10 protein-coding genes and 1 tRNA gene are annotated in these 19,384 nt (G+C 70.4%); 3 read left to right on the top strand and 8 right to left on the bottom strand.

Annotated elements, in window-relative coordinates; genetic code table 11:
• Nucleotides 1-101: 101 nt before the first annotated feature.
• The 7 genes from pknB to ABD907_RS16020 are packed head-to-tail and all read right to left on the bottom strand — an operon-like array spanning nt 102 to nt 8,855.
• Nucleotides 102-1,985 carry a Stk1 family PASTA domain-containing Ser/Thr kinase gene (gene pknB / locus ABD907_RS16050; RefSeq protein WP_345217276.1) on the bottom strand — a complete coding sequence of 628 codons (1,884 nt, stop codon included), beginning with the start codon at nt 1,983-1,985 and terminating at the stop codon, nt 102-104.
• Entirely contained in the window at nt 1,978-3,456 is a 1,479-nt protein-coding gene (locus ABD907_RS16045; protein WP_345217275.1) for a serine/threonine-protein kinase, read from the bottom strand. The genes pknB and ABD907_RS16045 overlap by 8 nt, the downstream gene beginning before the upstream one ends.
• Complete coding sequence (locus ABD907_RS16040) at nt 3,453-4,904, bottom strand: peptidoglycan D,D-transpeptidase FtsI family protein (protein WP_345217274.1); 1,452 nt, start codon at nt 4,902-4,904, stop codon at nt 3,453-3,455. Before ABD907_RS16040 ends, ABD907_RS16045 begins: the two co-directional genes overlap by 4 nt.
• A complete protein-coding gene (locus ABD907_RS16035; protein ID WP_345217273.1) occupies nt 4,901-6,337 on the bottom strand; it encodes an FtsW/RodA/SpoVE family cell cycle protein in 1,437 nt (478 codons plus the stop codon). Before ABD907_RS16035 ends, ABD907_RS16040 begins: the two co-directional genes overlap by 4 nt.
• Nucleotides 6,337-7,656 (bottom strand): PP2C family protein-serine/threonine phosphatase, encoded by a 1,320-nt coding sequence (locus ABD907_RS16030; RefSeq protein ID WP_345217272.1) that lies wholly within the window; start codon nt 7,654-7,656, stop codon nt 6,337-6,339. The genes ABD907_RS16035 and ABD907_RS16030 overlap by 1 nt, the downstream gene beginning before the upstream one ends.
• A gap of 4 nt (nt 7,657-7,660) precedes the next feature.
• Nucleotides 7,661-8,131 (bottom strand): FHA domain-containing protein FhaB/FipA, encoded by a 471-nt coding sequence (locus tag ABD907_RS16025; protein WP_345217271.1) that lies wholly within the window; start codon nt 8,129-8,131, stop codon nt 7,661-7,663.
• A gap of 4 nt (nt 8,132-8,135) precedes the next feature.
• Nucleotides 8,136-8,855 carry an FHA domain-containing protein gene (locus ABD907_RS16020; protein WP_345217270.1) on the bottom strand — a complete coding sequence of 240 codons (720 nt, stop codon included), beginning with the start codon at nt 8,853-8,855 and terminating at the stop codon, nt 8,136-8,138.
• Nucleotides 8,856-9,452: 597 nt separating this feature from the next.
• Between ABD907_RS16020 and ABD907_RS16015 the strand changes: the two genes are divergently transcribed.
• The 3 genes from ABD907_RS16015 to ABD907_RS16005 all read left to right on the top strand — a co-directional run bounded on the left by ABD907_RS16015 (nt 9,453) and on the right by ABD907_RS16005 (nt 16,261).
• Complete coding sequence (locus tag ABD907_RS16015; protein WP_345217269.1) at nt 9,453-13,073, top strand: DUF7927 domain-containing protein; 3,621 nt, start codon at nt 9,453-9,455, stop codon at nt 13,071-13,073.
• Nucleotides 13,074-13,239: 166 nt separating this feature from the next.
• Nucleotides 13,240-13,326, top strand: a tRNA-Leu gene (locus ABD907_RS16010).
• A 382-nt stretch (nt 13,327-13,708) separates the two neighbouring features.
• A complete protein-coding gene (locus ABD907_RS16005) occupies nt 13,709-16,261 on the top strand; it encodes a LuxR C-terminal-related transcriptional regulator (RefSeq protein WP_345217268.1) in 2,553 nt (850 codons plus the stop codon).
• Nucleotides 16,262-16,347: 86 nt separating this feature from the next.
• On the opposite strand, the gene ABD907_RS16000 is transcribed toward ABD907_RS16005, so the two are convergent.
• Nucleotides 16,348-19,044 carry an Ig-like domain-containing protein gene (locus ABD907_RS16000; protein WP_345217267.1) on the bottom strand — a complete coding sequence of 899 codons (2,697 nt, stop codon included), beginning with the start codon at nt 19,042-19,044 and terminating at the stop codon, nt 16,348-16,350.
• Between the last annotated feature and the right edge of the window lie 340 nt (nt 19,045-19,384).

The raw sequence follows: 19,384 nt of genomic DNA, 5'->3' as shown, positions 1-19,384 counted from the left end.
CCCGCAGGGAGGGCTACTCGCAACACCGAGGGCTACAGCTCGGCCGGTAGCCCTCGGCGTTTCGAGTAGCCCTCGGTGGGATCTACCGGAAGCGTGGGCGGTCAGCCGCCACCGCCACCGCCACCATCGCCGGTGTTGTCACCGCCTCCATTGTTGTTACCGCCTCCATTGTTGCCACCGCCGCCGTCGTCGGTGGTCTCCGTGTCCGTCGGCTCGTCGGTCGGTTCGTCGGTGGGCTCGTCTGTCGGTTCGTCGGTCGGGTCCTCCGGCGGCGCGACGGCGATGGTGAGCGTGACGGTCGTACCGCGTTCGATGATGCCCGGCGGGTGGGACTGCTCGAGCACCGTCCCGGGCTCGAAGTCGCCCGACTCCTGCTCCTGCGTGCTGGAGTTCAGGTCGAGGCTCTCGAGCTGCGCGAGCGCCTCTTCCTCGGGCATACCGGTGAGGTCGGGAAGCTGGACGGTCTCGCCCACGATCGTCAGGGTGACGTCGGTGCCCGGCTCGACCGCCTCACCGACCGGTGGGCTGGCCGCCATCACCGTTCCCGGCTCGAGGTCGGGGGCCTCGCCCGTCTCCTCACCGCCGAAGTTCAGCCCGGCCTCGTCGAGTGCGGCTCGGGCCTGCTCCTGGCTCATGCCGATCATGTCCGGGACCTGGACGGTCTCGGGACCCGAGGAGAACACGAGCTGCACCGTCGTGCCTTCCTCCACGCGCTGCCCGACCGGCGGGTCGGAGGAGAGGAACAGGCCCTCCTCGACCTCGTCGGAGGGCCGTGGATCCTGGATCGAGGCCTGCAGACCCGCTGAATCGAGTTCCTGGCGGGCGTCCACCTGGTCCATCCCGGTCATGTCCGGGACGGTGACCATCGCGGGCTCGGTCGGCGGCTCCTCCGTCTGGTTGAGCACGAGGTAGGTGATGCCCGCGGCCGCCGCCAGCCCGAGCAGCGCCAGCAGCCAGATCCACCACCGAGAGCGCCGGTCCTCCTCCGCGGGCGCTTCCGCGGCAGCGGCAGCACCCGAGGCGGGCATCGTGCCGGTGGCGGTGGCGCCCTGCCCGCCGGAGAGCACGGTCGTCGGCGCCGCCGCGGCGGCGACCCAGGCCGCGGCGGCCGGGGCCTCGACCTGCCCGCCTCGGACGGCGGCGAGCAGGTCGCTGCGCATGTGGGCGGCGTCGGTGTAGCGGTCGTCGCGGTCCTTGGCGAGCGATTTGAGGACCACCCGGTCGAGGACCTCCGGTACATCGGGGGTGATCATCGACGGCGTCCGCGGCGTCTCGCGCACGTGCTGATAGGCGACGGCGACGGCGGAGTCGCCCGAGAACGGGGGCTGGCCGGTCAACAGCTCGAACAGCAGGCAGCCGGTCGAGTAGAGGTCCGATCGGGCGTCGACCACCTCGCCGCGCGCCTGCTCGGGGGACAGGTACTGCGCGGTGCCGATGACGGCGTGGGTCTGCGTCATCGTCGCCGCCGAGTCGGCCATCGCGCGGGCGATGCCGAAGTCCATCACCTTCACCTGGCCGGTGGGGCTCAGCATGATGTTGCCCGGCTTGATGTCCCGGTGGACGATGCCCTCGCGGTGGGAGTACTCCAGCGCCGAGAGCACGCCGACGACGATCTCCGCCGCCTCGTCGATCGGTACGGGGTCGCCGCCGGCGAGCAGGTCGCGCACCGTGTGGCCCTCGACGTACTCCATGACGATGAAGGGCACGGCGATCTTGTTCCCGTGCGGGTCGGCGACGGCCTCCTCGCCGGTGTCGTACACCGCGACGATCGAGGGGTGGTTCAGGGCTGCCGACGACTGCGCCTCGCGGCGGAACCGGGCCTGGAAGGTGGCGTCGCGCGCGAGGTCCGAACGGAGCACCTTGATGGCGACGGTCCGCGACAGGCGGCTGTCGTAGCCGATGTGCACCTCGGCCATGCCGCCGCGGCCGATGAGCTCGCCGACCTCGTAGCGCCCCCCAAGAACACGGGGTATCTCGTCAGCCACTACTTGTCCTAACGGTGCTGGGAATCATGGGCGAGCTGTGCGCGGGCGGTGGAGGAGGGCTCGCGCTCCGGGCGGCGCTGTCCAGGTTACCCAGGCCCGCTCCGGCGAGGACGGCCGTCAGCACCAGGAGGACGGTGAGGACGACCGCCATCGAGACCAGCCAGACGCGGTCCGCGGACAGCTCCCGCCAGGTGGGGACGCGCCAGCCGGTCACCGATTCCCTGGCCCGCTGAAGGGCGACCGCGGTCGTCGACGGGCCGACGTGCGCCCGGACCGGTCGTGCCGGCCGGACCCGCGCGGGCGTTCGAGCCCCAGCGACGGAGGTGCGCACCGATGCTGGGGTCCTCCGCCGGCCGCTGCTGTGCCGCGAGGTCGTGGTGGGAAGGGCGAGGTGCTGGACCACCGAGCCGGTGCGCTCGATCACTGAACCGGTGAGCCTGGGCGTCGGGCGGGTGGCCAGGTGGCGTCGTCCCGGTGCGGCCGACCGCCGTGTCGTCGTCACGAGTGCCGGCCGGGACGTGCCCGCGGCCTGCGACTCGCCCGCCGACTCGAGCTCGTCCGCCGGCTGGTGCTCGGGTGTGAACTCTTGCTCGGTTCCGGCCAGCGAGTTCTCCAGCTCCCGTGCGCAGGCGAGTGCCGAGGCGGGGCGGTCAGCCGGGTGCTTCTCGAGCATGCGGGTAACGACGGCCGCGAGCCCGGGCGGGACGGCGTCGGGCAGTGCCGGGACCGGCTGGTTGACGTGCGCGACGGCGACATCGACCTGCGTCCGGCCGGTGAAAGGCCGTTCGCCCACCAGGCACTCGTAGGCGAGCACACCGAGGGCGTACACGTCGCCGACGGCGGTGGCCGGGTGGCCCGTGGCCTGCTCCGGCGGCAGGTAGTGCGCGGTCCCCATCACCATGCCGGCCGAGGTCATCGGAGCCTGGTTCGCGGCAAGGGAGATGCCGAAGTCGGTGAGCTTGACCTCGCCGTCGCCGGTGATGATGACGTTGGCCGGCTTGACGTCCCGGTGGACGATCCCGGCCGTGTGGGCAGCGTGGAGCCCGCGGCATGCCTGCACCAGGATCGGCACGAGATCCTCCGCCGGCACGGTCCCCGCGCAGCGCAGACGGTCGGCGAGCGTCTCGCCGCAGACGAGCTCCATCACGAGGTACCCCGAGCCACGCTCCTCACCGTGGTCGAGCAGCCTGGCCAGGTTGGGATGCTGCAGGCCGGCCGTGTTGCGGGCCTCGGTGCGCAACCGTGCGAGGAAGAGCTCGTCGCCGGTCAGCTCGGGACGCAGCACCTTCACCGCCACGGTGCGGCCGAGCCGCCGGTCCAGCGCCTGCCAGACCTCTCCCATTCCTCCGACGGCGATGCGGTCGGTGAGCTCGTAGCGGCTGCCGAGGACCACGCCGGCGCGTGGCCTCGGCGCCGCACCGGCGCCGGTACGAGACCGCCGCGCGGGCCGCGTGGAGGATGGAACGGTCACTGCAGCACCGCCTCCATGACCTCACGGGCGATCGGGCCGGCCGTGGCCCCGCCGTCGCCGCCGTTCTCCACAAGCACCGCGACGGCGACCTCCGGCGTCGACCCCTCGGCGGCATCGGCGAAGCCGAGGAACCACGAGTGCGGCTCCACCTCGGCGGAGATCTCGGCCGTGCCCGTCTTCCCGGCCACCTCTACCCCGGGGATCTGAGCCTCGGTTCCGGTGCCGTTCGCGACCACCTCGCGCATCATCCCGGTCAGCGCGTCAGCGGTCTCGGAGGAGACCGACTGCCGCAGCGCGCGCGGCTGGGTGACCGAGACCTCCTCCAGGTCGGCAGTGAGCTCGCGCGCCACGAGGTGCGGATGCATCTGGACGCCGTCGTTGGCGACGGCGGCGGCGACCATGGCCATCTGCAGCGGCGTGACACGGACGCTCGCCTGGCCGATGCCGCTCATCGCGAGCTCCGGGGGTGTGGGTTCCTCGGGGAACCGCGACGGAGTGACCTCCATCGGGATCTCCAGCTCCTCGCCGAAGCCGAACGCCTGCGCCTGGGCGCGCAGCGCGTCGTCGCCGAGGTCCATGGAGAGCTGGCCGAACGTGGTGTTGCAGGACTGTCGGAAGGCCTGGAGCAGGGTGACCTCGCCGGATCCGTCGCCGCAGGGCAGCTGCCCGGGGTTCTGGATGATGTGGTCGGTCTGCGGCAGGTCGAGCTCTGTGGGGCCCGGCACCATCGTGTCGGGCGAGTAGTCACCGTTCTCGAGGGCCGCCGCCGCAGTGATGACCTTGAACGTCGAGCCCGGCGCGTACTGGTCGCCGGCGATGGCGCGGTTCACCAGCGGTTCTCCGGAGTCCGGGCCGGTGTATGCCTCCCAGGCCTCGTCGGCCTCCTCCCGGCTGTGCGAAGCCAGGGCGTTCGGGTCGAAGCTGGGGCTGGACACCATGCCGAGAATGGCACCGGTGCTGGGGTCGAGCGCGACGACGGCGCCGGACCGGTCGCCCAGCCCCTCGGCGGCGGCCTGCTGCGCCGCCGGGTCGATCGTCAGCTGGACGGCACCGCCCTGTGGCTGCCGGCCGGTCACGAGCGTCTGGATGCGCTCGAGCAGCAGCGAGCTCGAGGTCCCGTTGAGCACGTCGTTCTTGGCCCGTTCCAGACCCGTCAGCCGGTTGTGGGCGGTGGAGAAGTAGCCGGTGACGTGAGCGTAGAGCTCACCTTCGGGGTAGACGCGCTGATAGCCGTAGTTGTCGTCGACCGGGACGGAGCTCGCGACGGCCTCACCGGCCACGATGATGGGTCCCCGGTCGCGGCCGTACTCGCGGTAGATGGTGCGGACATTGCGGGGGTGGGCGTTCAGCGTGTCGGCCTGGAAGAACTGCACGGACGTCGCGGCGATCATGAGCGCGAGGAACATGGCGACGACGACGACGGCGAGGCGGCGGATCGGTGGGTTCACAGCGTCACCACCTGCGTCTCGTCGTCGCTGCCGGCTGCGGGTCCGCGGCCGGGCGGACCGGCCGGGCGGTCGTCCGGCGCACCGTCGTCCACGAGCGGCGGAGCCGGCCGCCGCGCCGAGTCCGAGATACGCAGCAGCAGGGCCACGATGATCCAGTTCGACACCAGCGACGACCCGCCCAGGGCGAGGAACGGCGTCGTCAGGCCCGTGACGGGGATCAGCCGGGTGATGCCGCCGACGACGACGAAGACCTGGAACGCCATCACGAACGCCATCCCGCAGGCGAAGAGCTTGCCGAAGCCGTCACGGACGCCGATGGCCGCCCGCAGGCCGCGCTGAGCCAGGATGAGGTACAGGATCAAGATGGCGAGCAGACCGGTCAGGCCGAGCTCCTCGCCGAGCGCGGCGACGATGAAGTCCGAGTTCGCGTACGGGATCGTCGTCGGGTAGCCGTAGCCCCAGCCCGTACCCGTCAGGCCGCCGGAGGCCAGGCCGAAGAGGCCGCTGACGAGCTGTCCCGAGCCGCCCGGGTCGCGGCCCAGGATCTCGGGGTCGAACGGGGTCAGCCAGGCGTCGAAGCGCGCCGCGACGTGGCCGAACAGAGACGCCGCCAGCACCGCTCCGCCGGCGAAGAGGCCGAGGCCGATGAGGATCCAGCTGAGCCGCTCGGTGGCGACGTAGAGCATGGCCACGAACATGCCGAAGAACAGCAAAGAGGTCCCGAGGTCCCGCTCCCCGACCAGGATCACGATCGAGGCGCCCCAGGCGAGCAGGATCGGGCCGAGGTCACGCACCCTCGGCAGCTGCAGACCGAGGACCTTTCGGCCGGCGAGGGCCAGGGTGTCGCGCTCGGTGACGAGGTAGCCGGCGAAGAAGACCGCCAGGACGATCTTGGCCAGCTCGGCCGGCTGGAAGGACATCGGCCCGATGCTGATCCAGATCCGGGCGCCGTTGACGGACACCCCCAGGAACGGCACCAGCGGCAGCGCGACGAGGGCGAGTCCGGCCACCATGGCCGTGTACGTGTAGCGGCGCAGCACCCGGTGGTCGCTGATCAACCATAGGGTCGCGACGGCGGCCGCCACCCCGACGAAGGTCCACATCAGCTGCTGGTCGGCCTGCCCGGTGTCCCCGCTCGACCCGGTGGCCAGGTCGATGCGGTAGATCATCGTCAGCCCGATGCCGTTGAGCGCGACGACGATCGGCAGGATGGCCGGGTCCGCGTACGGCGCCTTCCACCGCACCAGCAGGTGCGCCACCAGGGCGAGCGCGGCCAGCCCGCCGGCGCGCGTGGCCAGGTTGGCGGGCAGCTCGCCGGTGACGGCCAGGGAGACCTCGGCGTACGCCCCGACGGCGATGAGGAGCGCCAGGGCGAGCAGGCCGAGCTCGGCCGCCCGGCCGGTCCGGGCGCGTGCCTGGGTGACGATGGCCATCAGCTCGGCTCCGTCGTCGGCTCGGCTCCGTCGTCGGCGGGGCCGGTGGTCGCCGTGCCCGAGGGCGCGTCAGGAGTCCGGGTGGGCGTCGGTGTCGGTTCCGGCTCGACGGTCGCGTCGCGCAGCGTGTCCACGACGTCCTCGGCGCCGGCGAGGGAGCGGCGGGTGATGGGGCTCTCCAGCCGGTCCTGGGCGACGGGCGTGAGCGCGTCGACCCGCAGATCGCTCCGCTCGTGCAGCTCGGCGAGCCGGACCGGCCCGAGCTCCTGCGGGATCCCGCGGTAGACGGCGACGTAGTCCCCGTACGGGGCGACGAAGTACTGAGTCTGGGTCCAGCTGTACCCGGCGTACCCGAGTCCGGTCAGCGCACCGAGGACGAGCAGCGCGGCGACCAGGCGACCGATCCACCGCCGCGCCGCGGAGGGCCGCGGCCTGTCGACCTCGTCCTCCTCCGTGCCGCCGGCGGTGGGCGGAGAGGTGGTCAGCGCGGCGGCGCGTGCGGCGGCACTGTTGCCGCCCCGAGACGCCCGGAGACGCGCGTCGGCCGCGGCGCCCACCACCTGAGGCGTGGTGTCGGCGGCGATGGGTCCGTCCTCGTCGTCGACCACGTCGGTGACGACGCAGGTGACGTTGTCGGGTGCGCCGGCCCGCAGGGACAGCTCGATGAGCTCCTCCGCGCACGCGGCGGGGTCCTCGACGGCGGTCAGCGTCTCGGTGATGGTCTCGTGCGAGACGAAGCCGAAGAGACCGTCGGAGGCAAGGAGCCAGCGGTCTCCAGGGACGGCCTCGCGCAGCGACTCGTCGAGCTGCACGTCGCCCTCGTTGTCACCGAGCGCCCGCAGGATGACGTTGCGCTGCGGGTGCCGCTCGGCCTCCTCGGCGGTGAGGCGCCCGGTGGAGACCAGGTACTGCACGAAGGTGTGGTCCTCGGTGACCTGGGTGAGGTCGCCGTCACGCAGCAGGTAGGCGCGGGAGTCGCCGATGTGGACCATGGCGAGCTTGTTGCCGGCCCGCAGGATCGCGATGCAGGTGGTGCCGAGTCCCGCGAGGTCGGGATCGGCGTCGGACCGTGCGACGAGCTCGGCGTGGGCGGCCTCGATGGCGGAGCGCAGGAGGTCCAGCAGGTCGTCGGCGCCATGGGCGTCGTCGAGCTCGGCCAGGTGGGCGACGGCGACGGAGGAGGCGATGTCGCCGCCCGCGGGTCCGCCCATGCCGTCGGCGAGTACGAGGAGGTGCGGACCGGCGTACCCGGAGTCCTGGTTGACCGATCGCACGAGGCCGACGTCGGAGCGGGCCGCGAAGCGCAGCTGGACCGTCACGGGGTCACCGCCGGAGCTCGATGACGGTCTGCCCGATGCGTACCGGTGTGCCGGGCGGGACCTGGACCGGTCCGGCGATACGTTCGGGGCCGACCACGGTGCCGTTCGTCGATCCGAGGTCCTCGACCCACCAGCCGTCGTCCTTGGGGAAGAAGCGGGCGTGCCGGTTCGAGGAGTAGTCGTCGTCGAGGACGAGCGTGCAGCCGGGCGATCGCCCGACCAGCACCGCGGAGGGGCCGAGCGGAATGGTCGTGCCGGCCAGCGGTCCCTGGGTGACGACGAGCCTGGTCGGTTCGTTCCGCGCCGGGCGGGCGTTCTGCGGGGCCCGATTGCCGCGGTTGCGCCGGCCGCGGCCGCGCGCGGTGACTCGTGTCCCGAAGAGATCCTTGCGGAGCACGTTGAGCGCGGCAAGGACGAACAGCCAGAGCAGGACCAGGAATCCGACGCGCAGCAGGGTGACGACGAGCTCGCTCAACGGCTCACCTGCTTCTCGCCTCGTCGCCGGAGGGATCGGTGCCCGTCCAGAACTTGATGCGGGTGCGTCCGAGCGTGATGGTGTTGCCGTCCACGAGGGTCGCGGCGTCGATGCGGTGGCCCTCGACGAACGTGCCGTTCGTGGAGCCGAGGTCGGTGGCGATGACGCCGGCCGGCGTCACCTTGATCTCCAGGTGGCGGCGCGAGACACCAGTGTCGTCGACGACGACGTCCGCCTCGCTGCCGCGGCCGACCACGGTGACGGGCCCGGTGAGGAGATAGCGCTCGCCGTCGATGTCGATGATGGGATGACGGCTGGAGGGATCGGTCGAGGTCGCCGGGGCGACCGCGCCGCGGCGGGTGGCGGATCGGACGTTGAACCGGCCCGTGGACAGGTCCTCGTGCTCGACGAAGCTGACCTCGACACGTCCGACGAAGGAGTAGCGCTGCGAGGAGGCGTGTTCGGTGGCGGCGTCGGACATCTCGTCCGCGAGGGCATCGGCGCCGAACGCGTTGATCTGCTCCAGATCGGCGGTGGAGAGCTCGACGACGAACTCGTTCGGGACGACGGTGCGCTCGCGGGAGACCGCAGCGGCACGGTCATCAATCTCCCGCCGGATGGCGGAGGCGATCTCGACGGGCTTGACCTCGCTGCGGAAGGCTTTGGCGAACGCCGCACTGACGAAGCGCTCCACCCCCTTCTCGAAGCGGTCGAGGACACCCATCGAGTACTCCTTCCCGGGCCGGTGCCCGGATCGTGTCCGACTTGTGCCGGCTCGTGCGCCGGGTGTGCAGTCCGGCCGTCAGCTCCGGACTCGGGGCGTCCGGTCTCGCCACCGGCGTGGGCGTGCCACGGCCCGGCCCCTCGATCGTAACGAGACAGGACCTGTTCGTCCGGATGTACACCCTGATGAGCGCGGCGGAGACCAAGAAATGACGGGATTGTTGCGGGGCGGGGACGGCTCGGTCTCCGCAGCGCGCGCAGTCCGCGCCCTGCTGAGGGTCGACGAGCAACGCATGCCGCGGCGATCGCGCACGCCCATCCCACCGTGGCGCTCGCGCCTGCGGCCGGCCGACCGGACGTCCAGATCACAGTTCGACGTCTCCAGATACTGGACGCGGAGACGTCGTTCACGATACATATTGGCCCGTTAGCGTCATCGCCCCGCCGGACAGCGTGGGCCGAGCAGGGGGTTGTCGTGACGGAAGACGTTCGAAGCACTGCACGCCGCGGTCAGCGCGGAACGTCGAAGCGGCAGGTGGCCCGGTGGCGGCGGGGCGGTACGACAGCACATGGCGCGCGCCGCGGCGTGGCGTCGTTAATGCTGTTCTCGTTGGTCGCGTCCCTGCTCGCGGCCGTCGCCACCGTGGCCGCGCCGGCCCCGGCGGCGGCGGAGGAGACGCCGGGCACGAGCCTCGTGCGCTCGCCGAACACCTTCTACGCCTACGTCGGTGCGGGAGAGAACCTCGACCTGTTGTTCACCAAGGTCATGCGTCCCTCGATCGGTGATCAGGATGTCCTCGTCAGCTACAACGGACCCGGCGGCGAAAGCGACAGCTGCACGATCGCGATGAACACCCTCTTGAGCTGCGGCTTCACCGATCTGACCTCGACCGTCCCGGGCGTGTGGACGATCGACTTCCAGGTGGTGGGTGCGGCAGCGTCGACCAGCTACTTCGACTGGGACATCAGCGTCCAGAACGGCACCGCCGATGTCCCCGGTCGGGTGTGGTCGTCGAACTATCAGATGGCTCAGATGGGCGCGAGGGACGGCGAAAGCACCGACTTCGATCTCTTCTACCTGAGCCGTGAAGGTTTCCTCTACCAGGCCAGCTACACCGAGTACAACGGCGTGGACTCCAGCTTCAACTCCGACGCCGCCGGCAACACCCTCGCCGGCACGTGCACCTCGGCCTACCTGAGCTACCAGGACGGCGGCGACTACGGCCAGGGTGACCAGTACGACACCCCCGGCAACTGCGGCGATCCCTACAAGATCTTCTTCGAGCGGCCGGCGGCGGACATGCCGCCGACCGCAACCTGGCCCGACGGCACGACCCGCTGGCTCAACCCGCCGGTGACGGAGCCGAGCCTGAACGACCTCACCTTCGCGCAGCCCTCGCCGACCGACCGCAGCGGCACCTTCACCGTCGACGTCGCCAACTTCAGCGGTCAGATGGAGGTCCAGATCGACGTCGACGGCAACGGCAGCTATGGCGACCCGGTGGACGTCACGCTCCCGCTCGGCGTCGTCAACGGGGACGGCACCGTCAACTGGAACGGCCTCGACGGCGAGGGCAATCCCGTGCCGTACAGCACCGACCTGACCGCCCGGGCAGTGATCGATCAGGTGGGCGAGATCCACTTCGTCGGCTTCGACGTGGAACGCCGCGGCGGGCTCGAGGTCACCGCTCTCAACGGCCCAGAGACGGGCTCGCAGACCATCTACTGGGACGACACCGAGCTGCGGACCGAGGACCGGGCCTGCGTCACCCCGGACCTCGACGGCACCATGGGCGTGTCCAGCACCGGCGGTGTCCACGGCTGGGACTGCAGCGACAACACCAACGACGGCGTCGGCGGCAGCTGGGGCGACACCCGCCGCATCGACGACTGGACGTACCACGCCATCGACGAGACGCTCGCGCTCGACCTGCCCGGCCTGCCGGAGCTGGAGATCGAGAAGTCGTCGACGGCGACTGCTGAGTCGCGGATCGGTGACACGGTGGAGTACACGGTCGAGGTGACGAACAACGGGCCGGGTGACTACACGGCCGAGGAGCCGGCGCGGATCCAGGACGATCTCTCCGGTGTGCTGGACGACGCGACCTATGGCGGTGACGTGCGGGCCTCGAGCGGGACCGTGGCGTTCGATGAGCCGCGGTTGATGTGGGAGGGCCCGCTGGCCTCGGGTGATTCGGTCACGATCACGTACAGCGTGGAGCTGACCGGTGCCGGGGATCTGGAGGTCGACAACGTGGCCTTCCAGACGTTCTGTGCGGTGGATGACCCGGAGTGCGTGCCGCCGGTTCCGCAGGATTGTGTGGACGGCACGGATCCGGCGACGGGTCTGCCGTGTGACGTGGTGGGCTATGAGCTGCCGCGGCTCGCGGTGACGAAGTCGGCGGATGCGACCGAGATCCCCGCCGTGGGTGAGACGGTGAGTTACACGGTCACGGCGGAGAACACGGGTACGGCTGCCTTCACGGCCACCCGGCCGGCCGTGGTGATTGATGACCTGTCCGAGGTTCTGGACGACGCCACGGTCGACACCGACACGTTGGCCGCGGACCTGGGCGCGGACCCCTCGTTCGCGGAGCCGTTGATCTCCTGGGCCGGAGAGCTCGCCCCTGGTGAGGTGGTCACCATCAGCTATGACGTGACCTACACCGGGGAGGGTGACACGGAGCTGATCAACGTGGCGTTCGGGCCGCAGTGCGGGGTCGATGATCCGGAGTGCACGACGCCTCCGCCGGCTCCGGACTGTGACCCGGCCGACGAGAACGGCGTGGACCCGGTCACGGGTGAGCCGTGCGGGCGGGTGAGCATCCCGGGTGCGCTGCTGGACGTGACCAAGGACGCCGAGCCGGACAAGGGCACCACCGTGCTCGCGGGTGAGGAGGTCACGTACACGCTGACCTTCACCAACTCCGGCACCGCGACGGCTGCGGTCGAGGGTTGGACCGACGACCTCACCGGCGTGGTGGACGACGCCAGAGTCGTCGGCGGGCCGACCGTCTCGGACCCGGCCCTGTCGGTCACGACCGGCGATGGTGGTCTCGGTATCGACGGGACCGTCCCGGCTGGGGAGAGCTACACCGTGACCTACACGGTGCAGGTCCGGCCGGACGGGGAGCGTGGGGATGACATGCTCGCCAACTTCGTCCTGCCTCCGGGGGTGACCGATCCGCCGGCCGAGTGCGCCGACGAGGACCCGCTGTGCACGTACCACCCGGTGCCGGTGATGTCGGACTCGAAGGCGGTCGACCCGGTCACGGGGACCACGGTCCAGGCGGGTCAGGAGCTGACCTACACGCTGTCCTTCACCAACGAGGGCAACGGGCAGGGCCCGGTGGACCGGGTCGATGACCTGACCCACATCCTGGACGACGCCCAGATCGTCGCCGAACCGACCGCCTCGGACGACTCGTTGACGGCCTCGGAGGTCGCGGACGGCAGGTTCTCCATCACCGGCACCGTCGGTGGTGGGGAGACGGTCACGGTCACCTACACCGTGCGGGTCAACGACCCGGGCGAGCTCGGTGATGCGGTCCTGGCGAACTTCCTGCTCGACCCCGAGGAGGAGACTCCCGAGGAGCCGGTCTGTGACGCGGAGCCCGGCCAGGACGCGGACTGCACCGCGAACCCGGTCAGCGACATCGCCGTGGTCAAGTCGGCCGACCCCGAGTCGGGCACCGAGCTCGAGGACGGTCAGGAGGTGACCTACACCGTCTCCTTCACCAACACCGGTGCCGGTGACGGCGAGATCGACTACACCGACCACATGGCCGGAGTCCTCGACGACGCCCGCGTCGTCGAGGAGCCGCAGGCCTCGGACGAGGCCCTGAGCGTCGAGTCCGGTGACGACAGCTACACCGTCACCGGCGCCCTCGCCGGTGGCGCGGCCGTCACGGTGACCTACACCGTCGAGGTTCTCGACTGGGCCGACCAGGGCGACCACCACCTGGGCAACTTCATCACCGTCACCGGTGACGAGGCGCCCGAGGAGTGTGCCGAGGACAGCCCGCTGTGCACCGCGCACCCCGTGGTCGAGCCGCCCGCGGCCGGTGGCGACGACGGCACCGACGACGAGGACGAGGGGCTCGGTCGACTGCCCGACACCGGTACCACCGTCGCGGGCTTGGCCCTGATCGCAGCCCTGCTGATCACCGGCGGCGCGGCGCTGACCGCACGACGCGGCACAGCCCGCCCGCAGCACTGACCCGTGGGCGCACCCGGGACCGGCTCACAGCCGGTCCCGGGAGCGGGTCGGCAACACGCCACAACCACAGTCGGGCTGCGTGTCCGGGATCACGTCCATTCCGCACGACGCCCGTCGATCGGTACGGGGGTGCGTGGTAGCGTTTCATCTGCTGTTTCGGCAGCATGCGCGAGTGGCGGAATAGGCAGACGCGCACGGTTCAGGTCCGTGTGCCCGAAAGGGCGTGGGGGTTCAACTCCCCCCTCGCGCACCACTGAAGAACGGGCGTCATCCTCCGGGATGGCGCCCGTTCTGCGCTCACCCGAGGGCGAAGGCGACCACATCCCAGGGAGACTCGTAAGTTTGGCACGGGTGAGGGAAGCGCGACGTTCGCATGCATGGCAGCCGATCAGCGTGGTGCAGACCATCGCGCATCGGGTGGCGCGCCGTCGGGTCTTCTCGTATGCGTCGGTGTCTGGGCACTCTGGGCGAGAATCCCAATCGGAAGGCCTCGACCCCTATCTGACGACCGACGCGCCGACCGCAACTGTCAGCGACCACACCATGGATTGTGAAGAGCCACATTCCTAGACTGACCGCGTGACGGATCCCGCCGTGGTGTGCGCAGCGCGACGCGTCTCGGGGGTAACCGAAGGGTGCTGTACGACGCGATGACCGGGCACCAGGAGTGGCCGATCCTAGCGCGGCCTGAAGTGGGCGAACGCATGATCGCGACGTTACGCGCGGGCGTCAACGCGCTGATCGTCGGCGACCCTGGCGTTGGCAAGTCCGTCCTCGCCGCCTCCGCGCGTGATGACCTCGACGAGGCACACGAAACGACGGTGGTCCTGCGCACGCCGTCCCCGACCGTGGCGACGCCCTGGCAGGTGTTCGCGCCCCTGATTGGAACTCCCGCCGACCCCGGCGGTGACGCGGTGGGGCGTATCTCTGCGCTCGCCAAGGTAGCCCTGGCCGAGCTCGAGGGTGACCCGACCATTCACATCGAGGACGTGCACGACCTCGACGACCCCAGTGCGGTGATCCTCGCCGAGCTCGTGCAGAACGGTGATGCTCGGCTGATCGCCACCTGCCGTCGGCTTCCCGGCCCGCCAGTGGCCTTCCATGCGCTGTTCCGCGATGACCTGCTCGCCCAGATCGACGTGCGTGGGCTCGACGTGGAGGACGTCGAGAAGCTGCTGATCCGGGTGCTCGGGGGGCCGGTGTCACGCGACACCTCGCAGCACTTGGCGAGCATCACCCAAGGGAACCCCCTTTACCTGCGTGAGTTGGTGCGCTCACTGCGCGATACCGACGCGCTCGCCTTCGTTGACGGCGCGTGGCTGTGGCGGGACCCCGGAATCGTCGGCACACGCATCGGGGACCTGATCCGTGCCGAGCTCTCCGCTCTGGGGGAAGCCGAGCGGGACGTGGTCGATCTACTGGCCTTGGCCGGGCCGACGACGCTCGATGTGCTCGGTGACGTCGTGACCGATGACGCCATCGAAGCGACGAGGCTGCGGGGTCTGGTCGTCATCGAGCCGTCGTTCCGTCAGGGAACACCGGAGGCCCGGCTCGTCCACCCGATCCACACCGAGATGATCCGCGGAACGCTGCTGCCCGGGCGGCGTCGGGAGTTGTTCCATCGTCTTCCCGCGGCCGCTCAGGGCTCCCGGGCCACGGCGCATCCTGCGGCGTTGTTCTCGACGGTGGACTGGGCGCTCACCTGCGGCGTGGAGCCCGCGCGGAGCCACCTCCTGGAGGCGGTGCACGCGGCGACGATGTTGGCCGATCCGAAGTTGGTCGCGCGGCTCGCCGAGGCTGCGCTCGACCAGTTGCCCTGCGACGACCCACGGGTGATCGACGTGTTGCTTGCCAGGGCGGCGTCGCGGCGCTATGCGGGTGACGCCGCGGGTGCGCGTGACGACCTCGATCGAGCCGACGACCTACTCGACCCGCGGGTCGGCGATGATGCCCGTCGGTCGGCGCATGCGCGGATCCGAGCGGACCTCGCGCAGTACGGCGATGACGACCTGGACGGCGCGTTGGAGACCCTCGCGTCCGCGGAGTTCTCGGATCCGGCGTGGGACGAGACCCGTCGGGTGGACGCCCTCACCCGGCTCGCCTACGCAGGGAGGTACGCCGACTGTCTCGATGAGCTCGACGAGCGGGAGCGCACGACTACGGATCCGACGATGCGTGCGGTCATGATGGGTTCGCTGGTCCTCGGGCTCGGTCAGTCCGGACGCCTGGAGCGCGCGGTGGCACTGGCGGACGAGTCATTACGAACCTGGCGGGTGGATGCGCTGACGGCGCCGTGGCTGTTGGGTGAGGTGACGGCGGCCCGCTTCTTCGCGGGGATCTGGTCCGGCGAGGTCGAGCCACCGCGACGTCGACGTATCGCCGAAGTCGATCCGTACGCGCAACTCGACCCGTCGGTCGCTCAACTCGGTGAGGGGCGTTACAGCCTCGCGCGCGGCGAGTGGTCGAATGCCGCCGCCCATTTTCGCGGAGCGCTCGCACGGTACGCGGTGCGAGATCCCTCGGGTTTTACGGCGACGGCATGGGCGGGGCTGGCGGTCGCTGCGGCGGCACTCGGCGAGGTCTCGGACGCGCGCGAAGCCATCGGGCACTTCGAACGCACCCACTCACGGGCGTCGAAGGTGATCGCAACCGACAACGACGTGAACATCGCCCTTGCGACGCTCGCTCTGGGGGAGTCGGACGCCGCCGAACGAGCCGGCGATCTCGCGGCGCGCAGTGAGAAGGAAGGGCTCTGGTGGGGCGTTGCGCGGGCTCGGCACCTGCGGCTCGTGGCGCTCACGCGCCACGGTGCGGACGCCGACGCCCAGGTCGAGTTGGACGGTCTGGAGGCCTCCGTCGGTCACGTGGACGGGCCGGTTCCTGGGTTGCTGGTCGATCACGCGAGGGCGCTCCTCGATGGTGATGCGCTACTCGCTGCGCGGCTGTCCGGACGGCTGATGGAACGCGGTGTGTGGGTGCCTGCCGAAGTGGCCGCTCCGATCGAACTCACCGGCCGTCAACGCGAGATCGTCGGATTGGTCGCGTCCGGTCTGACCAATCGCGAGATCGCTGAGCGTTTGACGGTGTCGCCGCGCACAGTCGATGCGCACGTGCGGCAGATCTTCGAGCGGGTCAGCGTGAACTCGCGGTCTGCGTTGTCGGCGTGGTGGTCCGGCGCCGGGTCTTGACCTCGTTCGACCGCGGGGCACGGCCGCGGATGGGGGTGGATTCCGCGACCGTGCCCCGTGGTTGGTCCTCGTGCTGCTCGCTGGTGCTACTCGGTGGGCTGTCGTTGACGGCGGGCTGCGAGAGTGAGTCCGGTCCCGAGGAGGGTGAGGAGGAGCGCCCCGACGACGAATGTCGTGGTGAGTCCGGTGCCAGTGAGGGGGAGGACTGAAACATGGGCGCCCCCGTTCGAGGCGCCCCCGTTCGAGGCGCCCCCGTTCGAGGCGCCCCCGTTGGCGCCGCCTGACGCGTTCGTCCCGTTCGTGCCGTTCGTCCCGTTCGTCCCGTTCGTGCTGTTCGTGCCGGAGGGGTCGGCGGCGGTTGGTTCGGTCACGGTGATGGTGAGGACCTCCGACTCCGATGCTGTGGTGTTTGGGCCGCCTTGGTAGCGCGCCCGTACCTGGTGGGTGCCAACCTCAAGCTCGGTCGTCGACAAGGTGGCGGTGCCGGAGTCGAGCTCGGTGGGCGACCCGACGTCCTGGCCGTCGAGGACGAACTGAACGTCGCCGGCAGGGTGGAGACGGCTGGTGGGGTCCAGCGCGACCGCCGCTGCGAGTTCGACTTCCTCACCGTGTTCGATGACGTGGGGCGCGGTCAGTGTGGTGGTGGATGCGGCCGGCGTTACCTCGAAGGCGACGGGCGCGGTTTCGCCGCCGTGGATGGTCGGGTCGAGACCGGTGTAGACGGCGCGCAGTTCGTGGGGTCCGGTCTCAAGGTCCTCGACCGTGAGGGTGGCGGTGCCGCTGTCGGCGCCGGCGTTGTCCTGGTTGTTCTCGTCACTCGCGTCGCCGCTGTCGGCGTCACCGCGCGCCGCCTCGGGCGTCGGTTCGACGGCGGCGGTGCCGAGGAGTTCATCGTCGTCGTAGTACTCGACCTCGCCGCCGATCTGGGTGCGAGCGGGACCTTCGATCGACACATCGGTAGTGAGCGTGACGGGTTGGCCGTATGTGCTGCGCCCGTTCTCGGGTGCGACGGTGAAGTCCAGCGTCGCGTCGGCGGGCAGCACCGAGAGAGGGAACTCGTTGCTGGTTGACCCGGTCTGGAACTCGTTCCCGGAGTACTCGGCCGTGAGGACATGGTCGCCGACGTCGAGGTCGGGGAGGGTGAACTCGATGGTTCCGCCGTCGGTGGCGGTGACCGGGTCGCCGCTTTCGACGCCGTCGACGAAGAACTGCACGGTCCCCTCGTCGGGCGCGTCACCGGGCGCGAGGGTGGAAACAGCCGCGGTGATGGTGGCGTCCTGGCCGATCCGGATCGACTGGTCGCCATCGAGCGCCGTCGCGGACGCGGCCTGGGAGACGTTCACCTCGACGATACTGCTCCGCGACGTGAGGAAGTCGATGGTTTCTCTGCGACCATCGCATGTAGGACCACGCTCTCCGGCGCACCGTTCCAGGTCTGAGTACCAGGTCAAGTACGACCAGGTGCCGAGCCGGTCCGCAACAGCGGTTGTCTCCGCAGCACCGCCGGCCAGGGGTAGTTTCGATATCTCATCCACCTCGAAGCCCGACCACCGCATGAACGCGAGGTACCCGTCCACGGTTCCTGCTGCTGGGGCGACGGGCAGCACCGTGCTGGTCAGGGCGAGTTCCTGGCCGTAGACGACTTCCGTCTGATCACTCTCGAGGGCCGGCTCTGTAACGCCCGGATCGATCGTGATCTCCCCCGTGGCCCTCGCCCACGTGTACCTGCTGTCGCCCGGGTAGAACATCATGGTGTACGAGAACTCGGTGCTGCCCATGCCGGACAGATCCTCGAACGTCGCGGTCCCGTCCACCACGGGTTCGGTATAGGTCACTCCGTGACCGCCGGTGTGGGCTTCGAGTTGGACCACGCCGTTGCCACCAGCTGGCGCGACCTGGGCGGCCAGAGAGAACGTCTGGCCCGTCCTCAGTCTGGTGGAGGGCTCGATCACTTCGAGCTCCGTGATGTACGTCGTGTACCGGATCGAGACGTAGCCGTCGCCGCCCGCGGAATTGAAGCTTTTGGCGAACTCGTTCGCGTCGTAGTAGGAGCCTCCGCCTCCGCCGCCTTGCCCGGAGGCGTAGTTCAGGTCGTAGCCGTCTTGGCCTCCGCCGCCGTAGTCACGGTAACCGCCTCCGCCTCCGCCTCCGGCCCCTGCCTCGTAGTTGGAGTTGGGCGACAAGCCTCCCCCTCCCTGGCCGCGGTCCTGCGGCTCTTCGGGCGTGGCGTCGGTGACGTCGTGGCCACGGCCCCCGTGCTCGTCGCCGCCGCCGGAGCCGCTGCCGCCGCGCCCGGGCCAGCCGGCGGGGCCTCCGTGGCCACCGCCCTCGCCAAAGCTGTCTTTGGACCCTTGGCCGCCGCCTCCTCCACCGCCACCCGCGGCGAGGACGACCTTGCCGTTGATGAGGATGGCGCTGGCGCCACCGCCCCCGCCCCCGCCGAAGCCACCGTCTCCTTCCTCGCCGCAGAACTCCATTCCGTAGTCGCTATAGCATTCGTCGCGGAGGCCACCGCTGGTACCGCCCCGGCCGCCAGAACGGAACCCGCCGCCGGCGCTTCCACCGACGGCGCCTTGGGCTGCCTCGCCGGCCTCGCCCGCATAGATCGTCAGCGTGTCACCGGCTTCGACCGGGATGGTGCCGGTGAGTTTCGCGCCGGCGCCGCCCAGTCCGTTGTTGATCTGCGAGACGGAGTCATCCGTCACGTCGTTCACGAGGCCGTACCAGTGCTGTGCATAGCCCCCACCGGCCCCGCCGGCGACCGTCACCTGGATCTCCGTCACTCGTTCGGGAACCGTCCACGTCGCACCGCTGAGTGCCTGGGCGGGGCCGTACCGGAGGCTCTCTTCGACTTCCGCCGCCTGCGCTGGCGACCCGAGCGCGACGGACGAGGCGACCAAGCCGGCGGCTGCGAGGGCGCATGCCGTTGCGGTAGCAGCGACCTTGCCGCCGAACGAGCGCAGGGAACGGGGGGCGTGCGACATCGTGTGATCTCCGGTGGACGCGTGGCGGGCGTGGCGCGGGCGCGCCACATCTGGTCACGCTAGCGAGACGGCGCACTCCCGGCATCGGCAATCGCTACCTACACGGGTCGTTCTTGCAGGCGTGGAGGTAGTGGATCGA

The sequence above is a fragment of the Georgenia halophila genome, from assembly GCF_039541595.1.
This window is presented reverse-complemented; position numbering and strand designations above follow the sequence as displayed.